The 17,916-nt window shown below is 60.1% G+C and carries 13 protein-coding genes and 2 riboswitches; of the genes, 6 read left to right on the plus strand and 7 right to left on the minus strand.

Translation table 11 applies throughout. The features are described 5' to 3' along the window. The first annotated feature begins 93 nt into the window (after positions 1–93). Positions 94–272, plus strand: a riboswitch (yybP-ykoY riboswitch). Positions 273–316: 44 nt separating this feature from the next. After that, positions 317–874, plus strand: coding sequence for a TMEM165/GDT1 family protein (locus ABD827_RS05745; RefSeq protein ID WP_344963189.1), 558 nt, complete (start codon positions 317–319; stop codon positions 872–874). A 196-nt stretch (positions 875–1,070) separates the two neighbouring features. On the opposite strand, the gene ABD827_RS05750 is transcribed toward ABD827_RS05745, so the two are convergent. Then, the gene (locus tag ABD827_RS05750) at positions 1,071–1,970 is read right to left on the minus strand and encodes a LysR family transcriptional regulator (protein WP_344963191.1); all 900 of its coding nucleotides are present in this window, start codon (positions 1,968–1,970) and stop codon (positions 1,071–1,073) included. Positions 1,971–2,090: 120 nt separating this feature from the next. Between ABD827_RS05750 and ABD827_RS05755 the strand changes: the two genes are divergently transcribed. The 3 genes from ABD827_RS05755 (at position 2,091) to ABD827_RS05765 (ending at position 7,157) form a co-directional block, all read left to right on the plus strand. Then, complete coding sequence (locus ABD827_RS05755; RefSeq protein ID WP_344963192.1) at positions 2,091–3,332, plus strand: D-amino acid dehydrogenase; 1,242 nt, start codon at positions 2,091–2,093, stop codon at positions 3,330–3,332. Positions 3,333–3,475: 143 nt separating this feature from the next. Beyond that, positions 3,476–4,444 (plus strand): TAXI family TRAP transporter solute-binding subunit, encoded by a 969-nt coding sequence (locus tag ABD827_RS05760; RefSeq protein WP_344963315.1) that lies wholly within the window; start codon positions 3,476–3,478, stop codon positions 4,442–4,444. Between the two features lie 145 nt (positions 4,445–4,589). Then, complete coding sequence (locus ABD827_RS05765) at positions 4,590–7,157, plus strand: TRAP transporter permease (RefSeq protein ID WP_344963195.1); 2,568 nt, start codon at positions 4,590–4,592, stop codon at positions 7,155–7,157. A gap of 382 nt (positions 7,158–7,539) precedes the next feature. Here ABD827_RS05765 and nhaD read toward each other — a convergent pair whose 3' ends face one another. After that, complete coding sequence (gene nhaD, locus ABD827_RS05770) at positions 7,540–8,985, minus strand: sodium:proton antiporter NhaD (RefSeq protein WP_344963197.1); 1,446 nt, start codon at positions 8,983–8,985, stop codon at positions 7,540–7,542. A 344-nt stretch (positions 8,986–9,329) separates the two neighbouring features. Between nhaD and argA the strand changes: the two genes are divergently transcribed. After that, positions 9,330–10,658 carry an amino-acid N-acetyltransferase gene (gene argA, locus ABD827_RS05775; RefSeq protein ID WP_344963199.1) on the plus strand — a complete coding sequence of 443 codons (1,329 nt, stop codon included), beginning with the start codon at positions 9,330–9,332 and terminating at the stop codon, positions 10,656–10,658. A gap of 79 nt (positions 10,659–10,737) precedes the next feature. Continuing rightward, a riboswitch (Lysine riboswitch) is annotated at positions 10,738–10,908 on the plus strand. Between the two features lie 63 nt (positions 10,909–10,971). Continuing rightward, positions 10,972–12,309, plus strand: coding sequence for a lysine-sensitive aspartokinase 3 (lysC, locus tag ABD827_RS05780; RefSeq protein WP_344963201.1), 1,338 nt, complete (start codon positions 10,972–10,974; stop codon positions 12,307–12,309). 531 nt (positions 12,310–12,840) lie between these two features. On the opposite strand, the gene ABD827_RS05785 is transcribed toward lysC, so the two are convergent. The 5 genes from ABD827_RS05785 to ABD827_RS05805 all read right to left on the minus strand — a co-directional run bounded on the left by ABD827_RS05785 (position 12,841) and on the right by ABD827_RS05805 (position 17,789). Further along, complete coding sequence (locus ABD827_RS05785; RefSeq protein ID WP_344963203.1) at positions 12,841–14,124, minus strand: MgtC/SapB family protein; 1,284 nt, start codon at positions 14,122–14,124, stop codon at positions 12,841–12,843. Next, positions 14,117–14,527: a YkvA family protein gene (locus ABD827_RS05790; RefSeq protein ID WP_344963205.1), complete on the minus strand. Its 411-nt coding sequence runs from the start codon at positions 14,525–14,527 to the stop codon at positions 14,117–14,119. The genes ABD827_RS05785 and ABD827_RS05790 overlap by 8 nt, the downstream gene beginning before the upstream one ends. 33 nt (positions 14,528–14,560) lie before the next feature. Then, complete coding sequence (ald, locus tag ABD827_RS05795; RefSeq protein ID WP_344963207.1) at positions 14,561–15,682, minus strand: alanine dehydrogenase; 1,122 nt, start codon at positions 15,680–15,682, stop codon at positions 14,561–14,563. A gap of 146 nt (positions 15,683–15,828) precedes the next feature. Beyond that, positions 15,829–16,422 (minus strand): cupin domain-containing protein, encoded by a 594-nt coding sequence (locus ABD827_RS05800; RefSeq protein WP_344963209.1) that lies wholly within the window; start codon positions 16,420–16,422, stop codon positions 15,829–15,831. A gap of 5 nt (positions 16,423–16,427) precedes the next feature. Beyond that, entirely contained in the window at positions 16,428–17,789 is a 1,362-nt protein-coding gene (locus ABD827_RS05805; protein ID WP_344963211.1) for an aspartate aminotransferase family protein, read from the minus strand. Positions 17,790–17,916 lie beyond the last annotated feature (127 nt).

The raw sequence follows: 17,916 nt of genomic DNA on the forward strand, positions 1-17,916 counted from the left end.
GTGAGGTGTGAGGTGTGAGGTGTGAGGTGTGAGGTGTGAGGAACAGATTAACGACCGCCTTGATCTCGCCGCTCAAATCACTAGAATACGCGACTCCTGCACAAGGGGGAGTAGTCTCTCGACAGTGAGTGTCGAGACGGTCGTCAACATAATTGGTGCAAATCACCATGGTGGCCGTGACCCGCATATCTTGTTGATAAGTTATTAACAAGACATCCGTGGTTTGACGAGACCTTTGACAGGCTGATGCCGATACCGGGGACGGGCGGCATGGCCTGCTCATTGGTTGATCATCACTCGTCCCCCGGTAACTACCTTGGAAGCACTGACTACTTCGACCCTCGCGGTCGCCATCGCCGAAATCGGTGACAAAACCCAACTGCTCGCCCTGGTGCTGAGCTGTCGTTTCAGAAAGCCCCTGCCCATTATTGTCGGTATACTGGCCGCGACTCTGCTCAACCACGGTCTGGCCGGCTGGGTGGGGGTGTGGGTGCAGCAATGGCTGGATCCCGACTGGCTGCGCTATCTGCTGGCCGGCTCCTTCTTCATCATGGCGTGCTGGATGCTGATCCCCGACAAGCTGGACGATGAAGACGGCACGCTGCGCCGCTACGGGCCCTTCATCACCACCTTTATGCTGTTTTTTCTGGCGGAAATGGGCGACAAGACCCAACTTGCCACCGTGCTGCTGGCCGCCCGTTTCGTGGAAGACTACTGGCTGGTGGTAGCCGGTACGACTCTCGGCATGATGGCTGCCAACGTACCCGTGGTGCTGATCGGCAAGAAAGGGGCCGAGCGTATTCCAATGAAGTGGATTCACGGCGCCAGCGCCCTGCTCTTTCTGATACTGGGCATCACCACCCTGTGGTGGTAAATCGCTCAAGCAACAAGGCCGCCTTAGGGCTAACACCTGTCAGTTAAGCGTAAAACGGGATCAATTGACTTCCCACCGACACGCCGTAAACCCATCCCTGGGGGCTCTGCTGCGCCATCCCTGGCGCAGAAGGTCGGTTTGAAAGCCAATCGATCCCGTTAACTCAACGGTGTTAGCCTTAGGGCGGCTTTTTTAATTACGCCTGCAACAGGCTGGTGGCCACGGACTGCAGCTGTTTCAGTAACGCCTGCCGGGCCGGTATTGGCGTTTCGCCGGCCCGGCGCAGCACATAGAGTGATACTGTCAGGCTGGGCTCCAATGGTCGGGCCTGCACCTCTCCGGTTGCCGCCATCAGCGCGGTAAAAGGGTCGACCAGTGCCATACCCTGACCGGCGGCCACCATCTGGCGCGCCAGCTGATAGGTTTGTACTCGAGTATGAATGCGCACCGGCGGATCCAGCTCCTGAGTATGGCTGTGCAGCAGCCCACCCAGGCCGTCCCGGCTATCGAGACCAATCAGCCTGACCCCCGCCAGACTTTGCAGCCGAATGGGTTCACGACATTGCGCCTCGGTCCAGCTACCGGCAGGGGCAATTGCCATCATCCGACCCTGCGCCAGCATCTCCACCTGCAACCCGGGGTGCTTCACCCGCTGCAGCGTCAACCCCAGATCCGCTTCGCGCAGCAACAGCGCCTGAGTCATTTCTTTGGTGTGCTGGGTGGCCAGTTCACATTCGGTATCGGGATAATATTCACGCCAGCGCCCCAGCGCTTGAGGCAGCAAACTCTGCGCCAGCGTCGGCGTACACATCAGCCGCAGTGCGCAGGCATTGCCGCGGCGCAGATTACCCGCCAGCCGGCGAAGGTTCTGCAGATCGGACGACAACTGCTCGGCGGGCTGCTGCAGGATCAACGCCTCTGTGGTGGGCAGCAACTTGCCTCGCACGCGGCGAAACAAGGCAAACCCCAGTTGCTGTTCGGCCTGCTGCAGGCGCTTGCTGGCGGCGGGTTGGGAAATATGCAGCAACTCGGCTGCCGCCGTCAGGCTGCCGGTTTGCAATACGGCCTGAAACAACTCGATATGGCGTAGACGCATAATTTAGACTCTTTTGGATACAAACCATAACCAAAGGTTATGACCTGCCCTTATCTTTTCATTGTTCGGCCGAGGCGGCAATGCCTATGCTGAAGCGATTGAGTTTAAAAGGAATCAGTCATGCGAGTCGCGATTATCGGTGGTGGGGTGATTGGATTGACCACCGCCTATGCCCTGGTCAAAAAAGGGCTTCAGGTCGAGCTGTTCGAGCAACGGGATGCGGTGGCCATGGAAACCAGTTTTGCCAATGGCGGTCAGCTGAGCTATCGCTACGTGGCACCCTTGGCCGATGCCGGCGTGCCGCTGCAGGCACTGGGCTGGATGCTGAAAAAAGACGCCCCGCTGCGTTTTCAGCCACGCATGAACCCCGATCAATGGCGCTGGTGCCTGCGCTTTCTGCTGGCCTGCCGCCGCAGCGTCAACCAGTCCAATGGCGCCCACCTGCTGCGACTGGCACTGCATAGCCAGCAGATATTGAATGACTGGCGCGAGCAGGACGGTCTGAACGACTTCGCCTGGCGTGCCAATGGCAAGCTGGTCATTTATCGCGATGGCGCCAGCTTCAAGAAAGCCGCCGCTGGCGTCGATGCCGGCTCACCGCAACGGCTGCTGAATGCCGCACAATGCATCGAGGCCGAGCCGGCGCTGGCCAGTCTGGCCGCTCAGTTGCAGGGCGGTATTTTTTCACCCGGCGACGAAGTGGGCGATTGCCACCGCTTCTGCCAGCAGCTGTTGCGACGCCTGCGCGGGCATGCCAACTTCACCCTGCATACCGGGCAAACCGTGAACAAGCTGCGGCTCGAACGCGGCCAGGTCAGAGCCTTGTCGCTGACCCAGGGCGAGGTGGCAGTCGACCATCTGGTGGTGGCCGCCGGCATTGGCAGCGCCGCCCTGCTGCGGCCGTTGGGGCTGAAGCTGCCGCTTTACCCCTTGAAGGGCTACAGTCTGACCCTGCCCGTGACCGACTACGCCACAGTGCCGCAGACCAATGTCACCGACTACGATCGCAAAATCGTCTATGCCCGCCTGGAGGATCAGCTGCGCGTCGCCGCCATGGTGGATATTGGCGACTGGAACACCGAACTCGATGCCCGCCGCATTGCCTCGTTGCGCCGGCAGGCTCAGGCCTGCTTTCCGCACGCCGGCGACTATCAAACGGCCACCGCCTGGGCCGGATTGCGCCCCGCCACCCCCGAGGGCACACCACTCATCGGGCGCAGCGGCATCAACAATCTGTGGCTGAATGTCGGCCATGGCAGCCTGGGCTTTACGCTGGCCTGCGGCAGCGCTGCTACACTGGCTAATCTGATCGATAATGAGCCTGCCGCTATTTCTCTGGCGGGTTTGCAACGGGTGTCCTGATGTATTCGCCTGCTTTTATTAGCATTTAACGGCGTATTACATTACCGTGAATGCCTCATATGGATACACATGGAAAAATGTGTTAATCATAAGAAAATGAAGATGTTATTTGGAATAATAGCCTGAGGAAAATCAATATGGATATGCAAAATCGTAACGTCTCCAAGCTGTTTGCCGGCGCAGTAACCGCCCTGCTGTTCAGCAGCCAGGTCAGCGCCGACACGCGCTACGTAACCATAGGTACCGGCGGTCAGACCGGGGTTTATTATACCGCCGGCCAATCGGTGTGCCGTTTTCTCAACCGCGGTGCCGAAGAGCATGACATCAAATGTAATGCTCCCTCATCGGCAGGCAGCGTCGGCAATATCGTCTCGCTGCAAAACGGTGACTACGACTTCGGCTTTATTCAGTCCGATCACCAATTCAAGGCACTGGAAGGTCAGGCTCCCTTCGACAAGAAACCGGTTGCCAATCTACGCGCCGTCTTCTCGCTGCAAAGTGAAATTCTCACCGTGGTGGTGCGTAACGACAGTGACATCGACAGCATCGGGGATCTTAATGGCAAGCGCGTCAACATCGGTGTTCCCGGCTCCGGCAGCCGCGATACCTTCGATGAACTGATGCAGGCCAGCGGCTGGACCAAAGACAGCTTTTCTCTCGCCGCCGAGCTGAAGCCGGCTGAAATGGCCGCCGCCCTGGGCGACAACAACCTGGATGCCATCACCTATGTAGTGGGTCACCCCAGTGGCGCCATTCAGGAAGCACTGACCACCGCCGATGCCAAGCTGATCCCGGTAGAAGGAGCCGGTGTCGACACCCTGCTGGAGAAGGCCAGCTACTTCACCCGCGCCAACATTCCCGCCGGCCTCTATCCGGGGGTTGATCAGCCGATTCCTTCCATCGGCGGCAAGGCGGTGCTGGCCACTACGGCAGAAACCGATGCAGACGTGGTCTATCAGCTGGTCAAGTCCGTGTTCGACAACCTGGAGCGTTTCAAGCGTCTGCACCCCGCCTTTGCCGATTTGAAGGCCGAAGACATGATCAGTGCCGGCATTACCGCGCCGCTGCATGAAGGCGCCGCGCGTTTCTACAAGGAAAAAGGCTGGCTGTAACCGTCTGCCGGCAATGCGGTAAGCCGTGAGATATCCGTCACCGGGCTCACTGTCTGACATCGGTATTTGCTGGCAACCAAACCTCTCCCGTCATCACGGGAGAGGTTTTCTCCTTTCTGTTGCACCATCAAAATAGGTATCCCCTATGTCAGAAAAACACTTGTCCGCAGAGGAGCTGATCGCCCAGGATGTCGGTGCGCGCACGCCCGATGGCATCATGGCCAGGGTGATTGCCGGGCTGGCCCTGTGCTGGTCACTGTTCCAGCTCTGGATCGCGTCCCCCTTGCCTTTCATTTTCGGCTTTGGCGTACTCAACAACACCGAAACCCGCTCCATTCACCTCGCCTTCGCCCTGCTGCTGGCGTTTCTGGTGTTTCCCGCCTTCAATAAATCGCCGCGCAATCGGGTGCCGCTGCTCGATATCGTGCTCGGCCTGATTGCCGCCGCCGCCGCCGCCTACCTGTTTGTGTTTTATCAGGATTTGTCGCAGCGTCCCGGCAGTCTCACCACCGCCGATCTGGTCACCGCCTGTGTCGGCATGACGCTGCTGCTGGAGGCCACTCGCCGGGCGCTGGGGCCGCCGCTGGCGATCATCGCCCTGGTCTTTCTGGCCTACAGCCTGGCCGGTCCTTACATGCCGAGCCTGCTGGCCCACCGCGGGGTCAGTTTCAGCGCCCTGGCCAACCACCAGTGGATTACCACCGAAGGGGTGTTCGGCATCGCCCTCGGTGTGTCCACCAGCTTCGTGTTTCTGTTCGTGCTGTTCGGTGCCCTGCTCGAGCGGGCCGGTGCCGGCCATTACTTCATTCAGCTAGCCTTCAGCCTGCTCGGCCACCTGCGCGGCGGCCCGGCCAAGGCGGCGGTGGTCGCCTCCGGGCTGACCGGGATGATCTCCGGCTCTTCCATCGCCAATGTGGTGACCACCGGTACCTTTACCATTCCCATGATGAAGCGCACCGGCTTTTCCGCCGAGAAGGCCGGCGCGGTCGAGGTCGCCTCTTCGGTCAACGGCCAGATCATGCCGCCCGTGATGGGCGCGGCGGCCTTTTTGATGGTCGAATACATCGGCATGCCCTATGTAGAGATCATCAAGCACGCCTTTCTGCCGGCGGCCATCTCCTATATCGCCCTGCTGTATATTGTTCATCTCGAGTCGCTCAAGCTCGGCCTGCAGCCCATCGGCGGCCACCAGCCCAAACCCTGGCTGCGCCGTCTGACCGGCTTTGCCTTTGGCGCCACCCTGATCAGCGGTCTGTCGCTGGCCGTCTATTACGGTCTCGGCTGGCTCAAGCCGGTGCTGGGCGATTATGTGCTGGAAGGCGTGGGCCTGTTGCTGGCACTGGCTTATCTGGGCCTGCTGAAAATTGCCGCCAGTGTGGCGCCGCTGGAGCCGGAAGATCCGAATGCGCCGCTAGACGCCCTGCCGCAAACCCGCGCCGTGCTGTTGTCCGGCCTGCATTTTCTGCTGCCGGTGGTGGTACTGGTCTGGTGTTTGATGGTCGAGCGTCTGTCGCCCGGACTGTCCGCCTTCTGGGGCAGCATGATGCTGGTGGTGATACTGCTGACTCAGCGCCCGCTGCTGAGCTGGATGCGCACCGACGGCCTGCACGAGCACGGTACCTTTATGGATGGCGTTATCGACTTGCGTGAAGGCCTGCTGGCCGGCGCCCGCAACATGATTGGCATCGGTATCGCCACCGCCGCCGCAGGGCTTATCGTCGGTGCCGTGTCGCAAACCGGGGTCGGGCTGGTACTGGCCGATCTGGTCGAGCTGCTGTCGATGGGCAATCTGCTGTTGATGCTGATGTTCATCGCGGTATTCAGCCTGATACTGGGCATGGGCCTGCCGACCACCGCCAACTACATAGTGGTGTCGAGCCTGCTGGCACCGGTGGTGGTGACCCTGGGGCAGCAAAACGGCCTGATAGTGCCGCTGATCGCGGTGCATCTGTTCGTGTTCTACTTCGGCATCATGGCCGACGTCACCCCTCCGGTAGGGCTGGCTTCGTTTGCCGCCGCGGCCGTGTCCAAGGGCGACCCAATCAAGACCGGTGTCACCGCCTTCTACTACAGTCTGCGTACCGCCGCCCTGCCCTTCCTGTTCATCTTCAACACGGATCTGCTGCTGATTGATGTGAGTTTCTGGCACGGGGTGGTTATCTTCGTGATCTCCACCGCCGCCATGCTGATCTTCGCCGCCGGTACCCAGGGCTTTTTCCTGGTACGCAGCCGCTGGTATGAAGGAATTCTGCTGCTACTGGTGGCCTTTACCCTGTTCCGTCCGGGCTTCTGGATGGACATGCTGCACGACCCCTATCGCGAGGTGCCGCCGGCGCAATTTGAGCAGGTAATCGGTCAGGTTGATGCCGAGAGCAAGCTGCGTCTGCGCATACTCGGGGTAGATGCGGTCGGCGACCCGCAGGAATTCAGTCTGTTACTGCCGGTACCGGCAGGCGACAACGGTGAAGAGCGAATGCAGAAACTCGGGCTGATGCTGTATGAAGATGACGGCAAGGTACTGGTCGACAGCGTGGCCTTCGCCAGCCCCGCCGCCGATGCCGGTCTGGACTTCGACCAGCAAATTCTGGTGGTGCGTGCACCGACCGAACGTTGGCTCAAGGAGCTGATATGGATCCCCGGCTTCCTGTTGCTCGGCCTGGTGGCCTGGCTGCAACGCCGACGCCAGAAGCCGTTAACCGGCACCGCCGGTTGACCTGATCCACTATAACAACTACAAAGCCCCGGCAGCCATGCCGGGGCTTTTTTATGAGCAGAAACAAAAATGGGCGACTGGGGAGCAAACCAACCGCTTGGTTGATTGGTTATTAATGAGTGCGCAAAGAGGCAACAGGGTTGCCTCTCCCGACACGCTTCAAGCACATCCATGTGACGCTCTACCACTTCATCCCTGAAGCGGAAGGTCGGCTGAGGCAATCCCTGCCACCTCCTCCTTCTCTTCCGAGTTGCCTGCAGACGGTGCCAGCAGGCGAGTCGGCGAAGCGGGCCCTTTGTCCGATCGTACAAAGTAATAAAACCAATCGATTGTTTAAATGCGATTGGTTTTAAATTTATGGCTTAACGCTGACGGCTGTTATTCAGCCAAAAACGTTGAAGCTGTCGGCGTTCAGCCACAGGTGCGCCAGAATGCTCACCACATAGCCGAGAAAAATCACCGGGGCCCACTTGAGGTGGCCGAAAAAGGTGTACATGCCGCGGGCCTGGCCCATCAGCGCCACCCCGGCGGCCGAGCCGATAGACAGCAGGCTGCCGCCCACACCGGCAGTGAGGGTGATCAACAACCAGTTGCCGTGCGACATTTCCGGCTCCATGGTCAGCACCGCAAACATCACCGGAATGTTATCCACCACCGCCGAAATCACACCGAGGGCGACGTTGGCATACACCGCATCCCAGCCGGTATAGAGCAGCTCCGACACCAGCGCCAGATAACCCATGTAGCCCAGACCACCGACACACATCACCACGCCGTAGAAGAACAGCAGGGTGTCCCACTCGGCCCGCGCCACCCGGTTGAAAACGTCGAAAGGCACCACGCTACCCAGCCGCTTGAGCGCTTCTTCATCGCCCCGTTTCTCGGCCATGACCCGCTTGCGCGCCAGCGAGCCCGGCAGGGTGCGGCGCAGGTAATAACCGAAAAACTGCAGGTAACCCAGGCCGGTCATCATGCCCAGTACCGGCGGCAGGTGCAGCAGGCTGTGGCAGGTCACGGCGGTGGCGATGGTCAGCAGGAACAACAGTACGATGCGAATGGCACCGCGTTTCACCTCCACCTCTTCATAGAGGGCGGCGGGTTTGCGGTTCTCGATAAAGAAATGCATCACCGCTGCCGGCACCAGATAGTTGAGCAGGGCGGGAATGAACAGAATGAAGAATTCGTTGAACTTGACGATACCGGCCTGCCACACCATCAGGGTGGTGATATCGCCAAAGGGGCTGAAGGCACCGCCGGCGTTGGCGGCAATCACGATATTGATACAGCACAGGTTGATGAAACGCTTGTCCCCTTCCGCCACCTTGACCACCACGGCACACATCAGCAGCGCCGTGGTCAGGTTATCGGCAATAGGAGAGATAAAGAAGGCCAGCAAGCCGGTCAGCCAGAACAGCGACTTGTAGCTGAAACCCTTGCGTATCATCCAGGCCCGCAGGGCATCGAACAGTCGGCGCTCTTCCATGGCATTGATGTAGGTCATCGCCACCAGCAGGAATAACAGCAGTTCGGAATATTCCAGCAGGTTATGCCGAAACGAGGCTTCGGTGACGCCGGGAATACCGTTGACCATGTAGGTCCAGCCAATACTAACCCAGATGATACCGGCGGCAATCAGCACCGGCTTGGACTTGCGCAGATGCAGATATTCTTCGCCCATCACCAGCAGATAGGCAATCACGAAGATAACCACGGCGAAGATGCCGACAGACGTACCGGTTAAGTCCAGTTGACCTCCGGCCGCAAACACAGAGGTACTGAACAGCGCTGCCAGCCCCCCCAGAGTGAGTAAGCACAGTTTCCTTTGCATTGTTGTTCTCGCTTTTGTTGTTTTAGCTTTATTGTGGCTATAGTTACCGATTTTCCCCGCGCGAACGGGTAAAACCCTAAAAAGGTTAACATAAAGCCCCCGGCAAGGCAGGCCGCTTTATTGGCGCTCGCTCGCATTTTTCATATCAAAATGCGTCAGGATTAACACAGCGGAACCTGGCCTCCGCCACAACAAGGGGGGTGTCGAATCAGACCCGAAAAGGCCCTTCCCCGTCGCATGCCGATGCGCTGTCGACAGCCAAAAAGTAAATATTTAATCTTGTTTTTTGCATTAATTTTCACGATCATGGACTTATATTATCTTCCGTCATCAAAGGACAGTCCGTGCGCGATACCGATGCCGCCCTGGTCAAGGCATTTCGTCAATCCAGCCCCTATGTCAATCTGCACCGGGGCTCCACCTTCGTGGTCATGCTCGGTGGCGAAGCCATCGATCAGGATAATTTCCCCAATATCATTACCGATATCGCGCTGCTGACCAGCCTCGGCATTCGGCTGGTTATCGTCTTTGGTGCCCGGCCGCAAATCGATCAGGGGCTGGAAGAAGCCGGTCTGGAAAATGTTTTTCACAAGCACACCCGGGTGACCGACGAGCACAGTTTTCGCATCATCAAAAATGTCTGTGGCGGCTTGCAGATGGACATCATGGCCCGGCTGTCGATGGGGCTGATCAATACGCCCATGCAGAATGCCCGCATCAATGTGGTGACCGGCAACTTTGTGACCGCCCAGCCGTTGGGTGTGGACGATGGCGTGGACTATCAGCATTCCGGCCGGGTACGCCGCATTCATACCGACACCATTCATCACCAGCTGTCCAACGGCGCCACCGTGTTGATCTCTCCCATCGGCTTTTCGGTGACCGGTGAAAGCTTCAATCTGTCGTCCGAAGAGCTGGCCCGACGGCTGGCCATCGAACTAAAAGCCACCAAGCTGATCGGGTTCTGCTCACAGCGCGGCGTGCTCGACGACGAAGGCGTGGCTATTCCGGAGCTGTTTCCCGAACAGGCCGAAGAGCATCTGCAGCGCCTTATGTCCGATGGCGACACCCTGTCCGGCACCGCCCGTTATCTGCGGGCCGCCATTTCCAGCTGTCGCGCCGGGGTGCCACGCAGCCACCTGGTGAGCTACAAGGAAGACGGGGCCCTGATTCAGGAACTGTTCACCCGTGACGGTCTGGGTACCCAACTGGTCAGTCTGAGTGCCGAGCAGGCACGCCAGGCCCGTATCGACGATATCGGCGGTATCCTGGATTTGATCCGCCCGCTGGAAGAAGAAGGTATTCTGGTGCGTCGCTCCCGCGAGCAACTGGAAATGGAAGTCGATCAGTTCACCATCATCGAGAAAGACGGTGCCATCATCGGCTGTGCCGCCCTCTATCCTTTTCCGGAGGAGGCGATGGCCGAGATGGCCTGTGTCGCCATTCATCCCGATTATCGCCGGGGCAGCCGGGGCGATATGCTGTTGCAGAAGGTGGAAGAGCAGGCCAAGAAGCGCGGCATGAGCCGGCTGTTTATTCTGACCACCCGTTCCATTCACTGGTTTCGGGAGCGTGGCTTCGAACCGGTGGATGTCAGCGCCCTGCCGATGGGCAAGCAGGCACTCTACAACTTCCAGCGTCGCTCCAAGATCATGATGAAAGATGTGCTATAACATCGATATAGCCCGGTTTTGACCACTTAATTATTGACAGCGACAGACAGAGTCAGTACTTATATGGCAGCCCGACTATCGGGCAAGAAGAGGCGCGTTATTCAGGCAGCCGGCAGGAGGAGCTCCCACTCCCAGGATCGCCGGTCAGGGGAGATAACGCCGAGAGGATGATGCGGGGCAGCGTATCATCCTCGGCTACGAAGGCTGAATCCTTCGGGTTGTCACCTGTGGGTGGCGTGCTTCTAAGTGACCTTTCCCGTCTCTGCAGCCGTTTCCCCGTTACTTATCATATACATATATCAAGGAGCTGCACTTGAGTCAGTTAACCGTTGCCAAATTTGGTGGAACCAGCGTCGCCGATGCCGACGCCATGAGCCGTTGCGCCGCCATTCTTGAACAAAACCCCGATACCCGCCTGGCGGTACTGAGCGCCAGTTCCGGCGTCACCAACCTGCTGGTGGCCCTGGCCTCGGGCGAACAACAGCCCGAGGTTCGCGCCACCCTGCTGCAACAGTTGACCGATATTCAGCAAGGCATTCTCGACAGCCTGGACAAGCCCGACATGCTGACCCGGCATATCGAGGATATTCTGGTTCATATCAAGGAGCTGTCCGACAGCGCCGCCATCAGTCCCACCAAGGCACTGCACGATGAAATCGTGGCCCAGGGCGAGATGATGTCTACTAAGCTGTTTGTCGAGCTGTTGCGCCACCGCGGCACTCCGGCGGTATGGTTTGATGTACGCAAAGTGATGCGTACCGACGATCGTTTCAGCCGGGCCGCCCCGGATCTGGCCACCCTGCGTGCCGAAGTGGAAAAGGAACTCACACCGCTGTGCGACAACCAGCTGGTGGTGACCCAGGGCTTTATCGGCGCCGCTCAGGACGGTCGCACCACCACCCTGGGTCGGGGCGGCAGCGATTTTTCCGCCGCCCTGCTGGCCGAGGCGCTGGACGCCATCGCCGTGCAAATCTGGACCGATGTGCCCGGTATCTACACCACGGATCCGCGGCTGGTGAGTGACGCCCGCGCCATTCCCGAAATCAGCTTCAGCGAAGCCTCCGAAATGGCCACCTTCGGTGCCAAGGTGCTGCACCCGGCTACCCTGCAACCGGCGGTACGCAAGCAGATTCCGGTGTTTGTCGGCTCCAGCAAGGCGCCGGAAGCGGGTGGCACCTGGATTCGCAACAGCACCCCCAGCCAGCCGCTGTTCCGCGCCCTGGCCCTGCGTCGCAATCAAGTGTTGCTGACCCTGACCAACCAAAGCATGTTTCAGGTGCACGGATTTCTGGCCGAGGTGTTCGGCATTCTGGCCAAGCACAAGATTTCGGTCGACCTGATCACCACCTCCGAGATCAGCGTGTCGCTGACCCTGGACGCCGGTGCCGAGCTGCTGACCGAGGAAGTGCAGGCCGAACTCGGCAAGCATTGTCACCTCAAGGTCGAACAGGGCCTGGCGCTGGTGGCGTTGATCGGCAACCGCATGAGCGAAGTCAACGGCACCGGCACCCGGGTGTTTCAGGCGCTGGAAAACGTCAACATTCGCATGATCTGCTATGGTGCCAGCCCGCACAACCTGTGCTTCCTGGTACAGGAAGACAACGCCAATCAGGTGATCATCGACCTGCACAGAGAGCTGCTGCCGGCATAACCGCCGTTCGCTTCGGCAAGCATCAAGGCCCGGTTTTCCGGGCCTTTTCAATTTATATCAATTCCATTAAGCATCTGATCATATTGAGGCCTCAGATACCGAAGGCAACACAGCCGTCTCCCTCGACACGCCACTGGTAAATGACACTCACCGTTGCAGCCTGCTGCGAACATTCACTGGATGCTCGGTCAGGCTGCAACCGTTCGTCACGGCGAGGCAAGCTCGCCCCCTGGGGGCTCGGAAATGCCGTCCTTGGCATTTCACGGTCGTGGGAGCCGTTCTCTGTTGCCTCTTCTCGAGCATCGAGTTGCCTGTAGACGACGCCAACAGGCAACGCCGGTGCATCAAGGAGGACAAAGGGATCTGCTCCGCCGACCCTCCGCGCCAAGGATGGCGCGGTGGAGCCTACAGGGAGGTATTCACGGCGAGTCGGCGGAGCGGGCCCTTTGTTCGATTTTTATACGAAAATGAAATAGATCATTTGTTTAGTGGGATTGGTATTAGCCCTAAGGCCCGGTTTTCCGGGCCTTTTCAATTCACTCCCCAAGCCACCAGCAAACCGCCCAGCAGCGAGGCTGCCATGGCCAGCGCGACCCGTCGTCCCAGGGCGCGGTCGCCCAGGGTCAGCGCCATCGCCGTTTTCACCAGGTTGTTGACCGAAGCCGCCAGCACGATGCCGAGTACCGCGGTGCCATGATCGATACCCGTGAGTGACATTCGGCTCAGCGACAGGGTAATGGCATCCACATCGGTCACCCCAGAGACCAGCGCCAGCAACAGGATACCGGCGTTCCCCAGCAGCGCTTTCAACCATTCGCCGAGCAACATGATCACCAGAATCAGACCGCCGAAGAAAAACGCCGCCTTCAGATCGAGTGGATTCATGTCGAGGCTGGGCTGATCCACCAGCTTACTGCCCCGGTGCCGATACCAGATCATCGCCGCCGGACCATACAGCAACAGGGTCATCACCAGCACCGGCAGCCACAGCGTGGCCAGCAACGCCGGGTTGATCAGCGCACAATACACCAGAATACGGGGAAACATGGTGCCGCAGGCCAGCAGAATACCGGCGGCCAGCAGCGGCGCCAGCACCGGCGAGGTGCGCGACAGCCGGGCATAATGCAGGGTCAGCGCCGTGGAGGAAGTGAGGCCGGCAAACAGGCTGGTAAAGAAGATCCCCCTTTCGGTGCCTCCCAGCCGGATGGCAAAGTAGCCGAGAAAGGAAATGGAGGCGATCAGCACCACCATCCACCAGATTTCAAAGGGGTTGATGGCGCCGCCCGGCCCCATGGCCCGGTTGGGCAACAAGGGCAGCATCACCACCGAAATCAGCAACAGCTTGAGTCCCGCATCCAGTTCATGCTCTTGCAGTTTTTGCAGCAGACCGTGAATTTCGCGCTTGTTGTCCAGAATAAAGGCGGTGATCACCGCCGCGGTAGCGGCAATGGCCGGGTCATCGAGCAGCGCCAGGGCCCCGAAGCAGAAGGTGAGCACCAGCCCCATGCTGCCGGTGATGCTGTAGTCGGCCAGATCCCGGCTGCGCGCCCGGTAAGCCACCAGCGTCAATGCCATCATTCCCAGCAGGCCGACGCCAATCAACCACTGACCGACGTGGCTGCCGAGCAAGGCCACCAGGCCGCCAAACAGACCGACCAGCGCGTGGGTGCGTATGCCCGCCACCCGTTGCCCGGTCTGACTGTCCCGGCTTTGCCAGCCGCGCTGAATGCCGATAAGGGTGCCCAGCAACAAGGCCAGACCCAGCCGAATCAAGGTGGCGTGGCCAGACAGAAATTCGGTGTTCAGTTCATTCACCAGGCTGTTGCGCTTTCCAAGCAGCGTATCGGGCCAGATCGGCGCGAGCCAGATCCAGTGCCAGCTTGATCACCAGCGCATCATCCAGATAACCGGCCAGCGGCAGAAAGTCCGGCACCACATCCAGCGGTGATACAAAATAGATGACGGCCCCGGTCAAGGCGGCCATCACCTTCCAGGGCACGGCCCGGTAGTCACCCTTGCGGTAGTCGTTGAGCAGACTCACCATCAGTTTCAGCTCTTGCCACCAGTCAAGCAGCGCGGCCGGCGGCGTGTCGGCGAGCCGGTCCAGCTTGCGTTCGCCCTCACGGGCCGCCTGATGCAGCTCGGCATCGCCGACCTCGTCCATATCATCGGTAAATCGCGCCCGGGCGCGCGCTTCCTGCTCTCTACTCAGCGCCATCGTCAACTATCCTTACGTGGGCAGGCCGCCTGCTCAGTTCGTGGTCAACACCTGATCAAGCGGGGTATGACTCAGGCCATGAGCCTCGGCCACCGCCTGGCAGACCACCTGATTCTGGTGCACGTTGAGGCCACGAGCCAGATGCTCGTCCTGCTGCAGCGCCTGCCGCCAGCCTTGGTTGGCCAGCGCCTGAATAAAGGGCAAGGTGGCATTGGTCAGGGCAAAAGTCGAGGTACGCGCTACCGCGCCCGGCATGTTGGCCACACAATAATGGACGATGCCATCTACCTCGAAGGTCGGCTGCTGATGGGTGGTGGCACGGCTGGTTTCGAAACAGCCGCCCTGATCGATGGCCACATCCACCAGCACGGCGCCCTGAGGCAACAGCTTGAGCATGTCGCGGGTTACCAACCGTGGCGCCGCCGCCCCCGGGATCAGCACGGCGCCGATCACCAGATCGCTGCGAGACAATTCAAACTCGATGTTATCGGCGGTGGAATACAGGGTTTTCAGCCCGGGGCCGTAAAGGCCGTCCAGCTCTTTCAAGCGCGCCAGTGACTTGTCGAGTATGGTTACATCGGCGCCCAGCCCGAGCGCCATGCGGGCGGCGTTGATGCCCACCACACCGCCGCCCAGTACCAGTACCCGGCCCGGGGCCACGCCCGGCACGCCACCCAGCAGCACGCCTCGTCCGCCCTGGGCTTTTTCCAGACAGTGGGCACCGGCCTGTATCGCCATGCGGCCGGCCACCTCACTCATCGGCGCCAGCAAGGGCAGGCCGCCCCGGGCATCGGTGACGGTCTCGTAGGCGATGGCGGTACAACCGGACTTCAGCAACCCCTGTGTCTGAGCCAGATCCGGCGCCAGATGCAGGTAGGTAAACAGCAACTGGCCGGGTCTCAGCTGTTGGTATTCCTCAGGCTGAGGCTCCTTGACCTTGACCACCATCTCCGCCCGCGCAAACACCTCGCTCGCCTCCGACACCAGCTCGGCGCCGGCGGCGGCATAATCTTCATCGCACAGGCCGATGGCGCTGCCGGCCCCACACTGCACCAGCACGCTATGGCCATCTCGCACCAGCTCCTTGACCCCGCCGGGGGTCATGCCGACCCGATATTCGTTATTCTTGATTTCCCGTAGTACCCCGATATCCATATCCACCTCTGTACTCAATGTTGTCGATGATGCCATCCCGGCGCCAGGCGGCGAGACGGCGTCAATAAATCGTTGGTTACCTTCATCTTGCGCGTTTGCGTTTTCACATTCAATTATTTGCAAGCTACAGGACGGTACCGATACCGCTAGAAAGTAGGTGGGGTCGCCGCCGAGACAAGCTCGCACGGTACCTTGCCGATATTGCGAAATCGATGGGGCTGGCGGGTATCGAAATAATAGCCATCGCCGGCCTGCAACACGCAGCACTGCTCCCCCACCGTGACCTCGATTTCGCCACTCAGAACCAGACCGGCTTCCTCCGCCTCGTTACTCAGCATTTCGGGACCGGTGTCGGCCCCCGGCGGATACCGCTCCCGTTGCAGCGCCAGTTTGTGGCCCCGGTGCAGCGGGCCCAGCAGCCACATCTGCACCTCACCGCTCTGCATGGGCAACAGGTCTTGCTGGCGAAAAAAGCACTGTCGAACCGGTTCCTGTTCCAGGCTGAAAAAGGCGCCCATAGTGATGGGAAAGCCGTCCAGTATGCGCTTGAGCGTGGCCACCGAAGGGTTGACCGCCGCCTGCTCGATTTGCGAGATCAGGCTGTTGTTCACCCCGGCCCGACGGGCCAGCTCACGCTGGGTCAGGCCATGACGGCCCCGCAGCCATTTCAGTCGTTCGGCAAGCTCCATGATGTCTTCTCCTTCGGATGCCAGCGCTGCGGACCAGCTGCGTCTCTCCATCCTTGTCATTTCATCAGTGTTTGGTAAGTCAGATCCAGCGCCTGACGCGCCTTGGTTATCAACTCGTCGACTTCGAGCCTGCCGATCACCAGCGGCGGCGAAATAATCATGGTGTCGCCCACTGCCCGCATTACCAGGCCCAGCTCGAAACAGTGTTCGCGGCAGATGACTCCGGCCCCGACATCCTCGTCAAAGCGCCGGTTGTCGCTTTTATCGGCCACCAGCTCCAGCGCCGCCAGCAGCCCCAGACCCCGGGTTTCCCCCACCAGGGGGTGACTGCCGAGGCTGGCCCACTCCTGCTGCAGATAGGGGCCTATGTCGTCGTGCACCCGCTCCACCAGCCGCTCCTTTTGCATCACCGCGATGTTGGCCAGCGCCACCGCACAGGCCACCGGGTGGCCGGAATAGGTGAAGCCGTGAAAGAACTCGCCGCCGCTTATCAGCCCCTGGGCCACCCGCGCCCCGACCGCTACCGCCCCCAGCGGGATATAGCCGGAGGTGATGCCCTTGGCCATGCACAGCAGATCCGGCTGCAGGCCGTAATATTCGCTGGCAAACCAGTGACCGGTGCGGCCAAAGCCGCAGATCACCTCGTCCATCACCAGCAAAATGTCATACTGCCGGCAGATGCGTTGAATTTCCGGCCAGTAAGAGTCGGGCGGAATAATGACACCACCGGCACCCTGAATGGGCTCGCCGATAAAGGCCGCCACCTTGTCCGGCCCCGACTCCAGAATTTTCTGCTCGAGCTGACGGGCCCGCTGCAGACCAAACTGGTGCGGGCTCTGGCCCCCGCCTTCGCCGAAATAATAAGGCTGGTCGATATGCACTATGCCGGGCAGCGGCAAGCCGCCTTGGGCATGCATGGGCTTCATGCCGCCGAGCGAGGCGCCGGCCAGGGTGGAGCCGTGATAGGCGTTGTGGCGGCTGATGATGGTGTTGCGCTCGGGCTGGCCCTGCTCGGCCCAGTAATGGCGCACCATACGCACCACGGTATCGTTGCACTCGGAGCCGGAGCCGGTAAAAAACAGGTGCTCCATGTCGCCAGGCAGCAGGGTGGCGAGGCTGGCCGCCAGCTCGGTGGCCCTGGGGTGGGTGGTCTGAAAGAACAGATTGTAATAGGGCAGCCGGCGCAGCTGCTGCTCGGCGGCCTGCACCAGCTCTTCCCGGCCATAGCCCAGGTTGACGCACCAGAGTCCGGCCATGGCGTCGAGAATACGGTTACCGTCGGCATCCCACAGATACACGCCCTCGCCCCGCTCAATTACCCGGGCGCCTTTGTGATGCAGCGCCTGACTGTCGGTAAAGGGATGCAGATGATGGGCCGCATCCAGTTGTTGCAACGGACTCTTCGGTAGCTTTGCCATGCTTGACTCCCTGTGCGTTATACCCATTCCATTGAGATTTATCGGTCGAATAAATTCGACCCTACGGCCAGTTTCAGGGACGGCTTCGGCCTGCCCGGCTGGTTGCCGACGGTTTCACGCCGGTGTC

It is taken from the genome of Oceanisphaera sediminis (assembly GCF_039539745.1).
Taxonomy (GTDB): domain Bacteria; phylum Pseudomonadota; class Gammaproteobacteria; order Enterobacterales; family Aeromonadaceae; genus Oceanimonas; species Oceanimonas sediminis.